This is a genomic window from Psychrobacillus sp. 05T411, from assembly GCF_056396485.1.
On sequence record NZ_JBFTLO010000056.1, the window covers coordinates 1 to 4,973 of the forward strand.

The window sequence follows — 4,973 nt, forward strand, 5'->3', positions numbered from 1 at the left end:
CAATTTCCACTGATTTTCGCTACAGGCGTCGACTGATTTTCGCTACAGGCGTCGACTCCTGCCGGATGAGTGGGCTAATGAGACATCCCAACGTACGCCTAAGGGCGGCGGGGATGGCTCATCGCTCACCCGGCGGAAAGCGTACGACTGTAGCGAAAATCACAGCGGACACCTCATTCAACTATTTACGACGCAGTATCCCCACATCACGCACATTAGATTGAATGCCATACCTTACTTGAAAAAATTATCTGCATGTATAAATTTTCCTGAGTTACAAAAAAAGTGTAGAAAGAAGTGACCATGTCATTTCCTTCTACACTTTTTGAAAATCTACTTATGGATATTATTTTAGTACATAACATAGTGGGCTTCTGCGCAAAATATAGAATACTTCAAAAGCGCCTGTGTAACCTGTATCTTTTAACACCTATTGTATTATCACAATATGAACAAGCAATTTACTCGAGATTTATTAGTTAATCAACACTTCTGTCGTTTTTCTTTTCTTTCGGCTTAGGTTGTTCGATAAAGTTTTGCGTGTAGTAATTACTATAAACTCCTACCCCTGTGTGTGTGTACCATTCACCAAGTATAGTGGCACGATGATTTTTCGAATTTAACCAACCATTAACAGCTTCACCTGCATCAAAGTAAAAAGCGGCTGTGTTTCCGGCTGCCCTTGTAAATTCAATGGATGACTCTTTTAATTGGTCGCTAAACTTTGGAATTTCAAATGCCTCATTTATTACTATATTATTTTTCGCCATTTCTTCACTATGATTCCTTGCAATTTGTTGTAAAGCATAATTGGACTCCAATACTTGTAAACCATGTCTATAACGAATAACGTTTGTCATTTCTACAACTTGACGCTCATTTGCCCTATCTATCGAAGCTTGCAACGAAGAGGGAGGAGTTTCCACATCAATCATCATTCCGTTATATAAAATATCATATGGCTTAAGCTTTAACAACGTTTGAGCATCTGTATATCGAACTGCCTCTAATTCTTGATCATCCATATCTATATATAAAATGGCAAACAAATTATCAAATTGAACTAAAATGCGTGTATTAATATCTCCTTCTGTTAAAGAAAAAGTATAGGTATTCGAATCAATAGACATAGTGATTTCTGATTCCACCAATGTAAATCGGTATATATCCGTTAACGTTTGCCCTATTTTATATGGCGTGACATCTACATCGCTTCCTACAGCAAATGATTGCACGACCAAACCATCTGATACACCAAACAGTCTATAAGTTGAAAAAGAATCATTATACACCCACCAATCATAATCAAATCCAGATGGTTCGATTCTCATCGGCTTTCCATACATATCGATTAACGTTTGAGAAGGCTTCCCAATAAGAGTAGAAATCCCCTCCTTTGGTCTATCGAAAATAGTTGCAGGCTCTGAAACTTCTGTTACTTGTTGCGGTATTAATTGGCCAGAGTTGTTAGAACCCATTATTAGCTCATTTTCTTGAACAGGATTATCCAAATATATAAAAATTACCAGTATAATAGTAATAGCTATTAAAATGCGAAATAGATTTTTCATCTCAATTTTCCCCTTAAAAATTACTTCGTTTTCACTAGTATATCAAGCTTACATGGAAATACACAATGTTGTCATTGCAACATTTTCAAATTTGAATTAATATTAATAAGAACGTATTCTTTGGTAATTTGAACGTGAAGGAGGACAATTCAATGTATTTCGAAAACACAGGTATAGAAAACACTGTCATTGATCTTAATTTATTAGATGATCTTATGAGCAAAAACGGATTAATCCGTGCTGGTCAGTGGGATTATGAACGTGTAACTTATGACAAAAAGTATGAAATAAAAGAAGGTACATTTTATCTTCGAGTATTTGGTTTTACAAAAGATGGGGATGTCGGTGCACATGATGCAAACATTACACTATTAAAACCAGTAATCGGCAAACATTATTATCCACATGGTGTGGAATACGGGGAAAATGAAGTGTTCCCTAACCACTTAGTAAAATCAAGTGAACAAGTATTAGCAGCTCTAAAAAAAGACTTAGACGCTTTTGAGTTGAAAGCGAAATAGAAGTTACACTAAACACTAGGGAGTTATTCTCTAGTGTTTTTTATATGTTCAAATATAGATATGTTGTCTATACTAGGTGTAAAACTGCAGAAAGGAGTATCCCATATCTTGTTGAAACGTTTTAAAAAAGAATATGTAAAATATATTATAACAGGCATTTTCCTTTTATTAATTGCTATATTTATCATCCCAATTTCACTTCCTATCATTTTAGCCTTAGTTACAGCGATCGTCATTGAACCTCTTGTCAAGTTCACCCAAAGAACATTTAAATGGAATCGAAAAATTGCAGTTATGACCAATTTCTTTTTCTTTATCATTATAATTTCGGCCATTATTTATTATGTTATAACGAAGCTGATAAGTCAGCTCATTTATACTTCTAAAGTATTCCCATTTCATTTAAATAGCTTAACGGGAGTATGGATCAACATACAAAATAACTTGTTTAAATACACGGAAGGTCTGCCAAAAGAGGTAGTGGAATCCATTCAAGATAAATTCGATTCCACGTTGATGAGCATGAAAGATGCATTACTCGATTTGCTAAGCTACTCGAATATTACCGCACTACTCACGAATATTCCAAACTTTTTAATCAGTTTTATCGTATTTATCATTGCTTTATTCTTATTTATGTTGGATTTGGAAGGGTTACGTATTAAACTCTTTCGTTATTTCTCCGATGCTACCGCAGAGAAAGTCCGGGTAATGGCTACAAGTGTTAAAAAGGTAACAATTGGATTTATGAAAGCGCAAGTTTTAGCAAGTTTCATCATATTAGGAGCCTCTTTCATCGGGTTATTATTTATACTTAAGCCAAAATATGCAATAATTATGGCACTTGTCATATGGATCGTTGATTTAATTCCTATCTTAGGCTCCATCATTATTTTAGCTCCATGGGCCATATATGAATATATTACTGGCGATATTGTATTAGGTACAAAACTTACGATTTTAGCTATCATCCTTTTAATAATTAGGAGAGCAGTTGAGCCGAAACTAATGGGTTCTCAAATGGGAATATCACCTTTAGCAATTTTGATCGCCATGTTCATCGGAGCAAAACTATTTGGCTTTCTCGGTTTTCTAATAGGTCCACTCATCGTCATTCTTTTTATTACCGCAAAAGAAGCTGGAATGATCAAATTTAACTTTAAACTATAAGAAAAGCCAACACATTTTGAGTGTGTTGGCTTTTGTCGGTTTAACCACCGATTATTGCTTTAATGACAGAAGTTGTTTCTCCACCATGATAAAATACATACAGTAATAAATATACCGCTACCCCGGTAATGGCAACGAAGAACCAAATGACGCTTGTAATCGGACCAATTTTACGATGCTTTGCAATATTATTCTTTAAGCCTAAAACAATCGTAACAATTCCAAATACAGCACCAGTAGTCGCCAAAGTAATATGGAAGATTAAAAATATCGTATAGTAAATTTTTATATTATCCGGTCCGCCAAATGCGGTATTTCCAATAAAAATCGTTCGTGAAGCATAAATAATGAAAAAGATTAAAGCAGAAATGGCTGCAGCAATCATCGTTTTCTTATGCGCTTCAATTTTTCGTTGCTTTACTAATCCCCATCCAATGGCAACTAATATTGCACTTAACACGATGAAAAAGGTACTAATTGTAGGTAACACAGGTAAACTCATCGTCAAATCTCCTTGAATACATTAAAATTTGTTATTTATTATAGCTTGCTTGTAACTTTAAATCATCTAATGCTTTTTGTGTAATTTCATCAGCAGTTTCTTGCTCTTTTTTAAACCATTTAAAGAATATCGACGCTAAAACTACAGCATATATAATMTCTTGAATAATTTTCATCAAAATACCACCAAGTTGCTGATCTGCTTCAGGTGACATATTAGAAAATAATTCAGGCCCAGAAAGCGATAAGCCAGACAAAGTACTAGTAGGCACACATAATTCCATTGCTTTAAGCCAAGCCTCTCCGTCCGTATATGTTACATAATTCGCTGCACCTGAGAAAATGATCAATGCACAAGCAGGAGTTATTAAGACTGCACTGCCTATGATAAAACCAATTTTCTTTAACCCGTGCAAACCTTGCTCTCCCTTAATAACGTCAACAATAGACCACCACATAAATATGGCTGAAATAAACAAAATAAAGGTATATGTGCCATGCAACACTTCATTCATTTTAATATAGTCTAGAATTAATGGGATATGGTAAAGAGAAAATAAACCCGAAAATACAACTAACGATAATAAAGGTTTAGTTACAATAGGAAATATCTTTCTTATTACCGGCAATTCAACAACAACTTTCCATACCCACCATGGAATCCCTTTCATCAATAATGGCGGGATTAGCAGTAGTAATAAAGCCATTTGTACCATGTGATAAGAGAACATAATATGAGCCATCAAATCTACAGGTGATCCTTTAACAATATAAACAAGCACAATACTCGTTAAGAAATAGGCAGCTTCTTGTTTGGTTAAAGGCTCTGAAACTTTGAAGTCTTTTCGCCATTTGACTGTTACTAAAAAATATAAAATAGTTATGAACACTAATAATCCGATCAATACAGGGCTCCAATTAGCTTGAAAACCAAATATACTTAAAGGCATATGTAACCTCTCTCCTTTATTTTTACTACTAATTCCATTATAGAGCCCAAAGTCAATAACTTCAATGAACGAACTATGACAAATKAACAAAAACACAATGTAGGGAAACTACGACGTAAAGAGTCTTATATAAGGTGGCCACTATGATTTTCGCTGCTGTCGGACGCTTTCCGCCGGGTGAGCGATGAGCCATCCCCGCCGCTTTGGCGTACGTTGGGATGTCTCATTTGCCCACTCATCCGGCAGGAGTCGCCGCCAAC

5 protein-coding genes are annotated in these 4,973 nt (G+C 35.2%); 2 read left to right on the forward strand and 3 right to left on the reverse strand.

What is annotated here, in order from left to right; all coding sequences use genetic code 11:
* Positions 1-479 precede the first annotated feature (479 nt).
* Complete coding sequence (locus AC1DFT_RS20590) at positions 480-1,571, reverse strand: CAP domain-containing protein (protein ID WP_478161511.1); 1,092 nt, start codon at positions 1,569-1,571, stop codon at positions 480-482.
* A 152-nt stretch (positions 1,572-1,723) separates the two neighbouring features.
* Here AC1DFT_RS20590 and AC1DFT_RS20595 point away from each other — a divergent pair, with 152 nt between their 5' ends.
* The gene (locus AC1DFT_RS20595) at positions 1,724-2,092 is read left to right on the forward strand and encodes a YugN family protein (RefSeq protein ID WP_478161513.1); all 369 of its coding nucleotides are present in this window, start codon (positions 1,724-1,726) and stop codon (positions 2,090-2,092) included.
* Between the two features lie 108 nt (positions 2,093-2,200).
* Positions 2,201-3,262, forward strand: coding sequence for a sporulation integral membrane protein YtvI (gene ytvI, locus AC1DFT_RS20600; protein WP_478161515.1), 1,062 nt, complete (start codon positions 2,201-2,203; stop codon positions 3,260-3,262).
* A 40-nt stretch (positions 3,263-3,302) separates the two neighbouring features.
* Here ytvI and AC1DFT_RS20605 read toward each other — a convergent pair whose 3' ends face one another.
* Both AC1DFT_RS20605 and ctaG read right to left on the reverse strand, forming a co-directional pair.
* Positions 3,303-3,764: a DUF420 domain-containing protein gene (locus tag AC1DFT_RS20605; protein ID WP_478161517.1), complete on the reverse strand. Its 462-nt coding sequence runs from the start codon at positions 3,762-3,764 to the stop codon at positions 3,303-3,305.
* A gap of 31 nt (positions 3,765-3,795) precedes the next feature.
* Positions 3,796-4,713, reverse strand: a complete 918-nt coding sequence (gene ctaG / locus AC1DFT_RS20610; protein WP_478161519.1) for a cytochrome c oxidase assembly factor CtaG — start codon at positions 4,711-4,713, stop codon at positions 3,796-3,798.
* Positions 4,714-4,973: the final 260 nt, after the last annotated feature.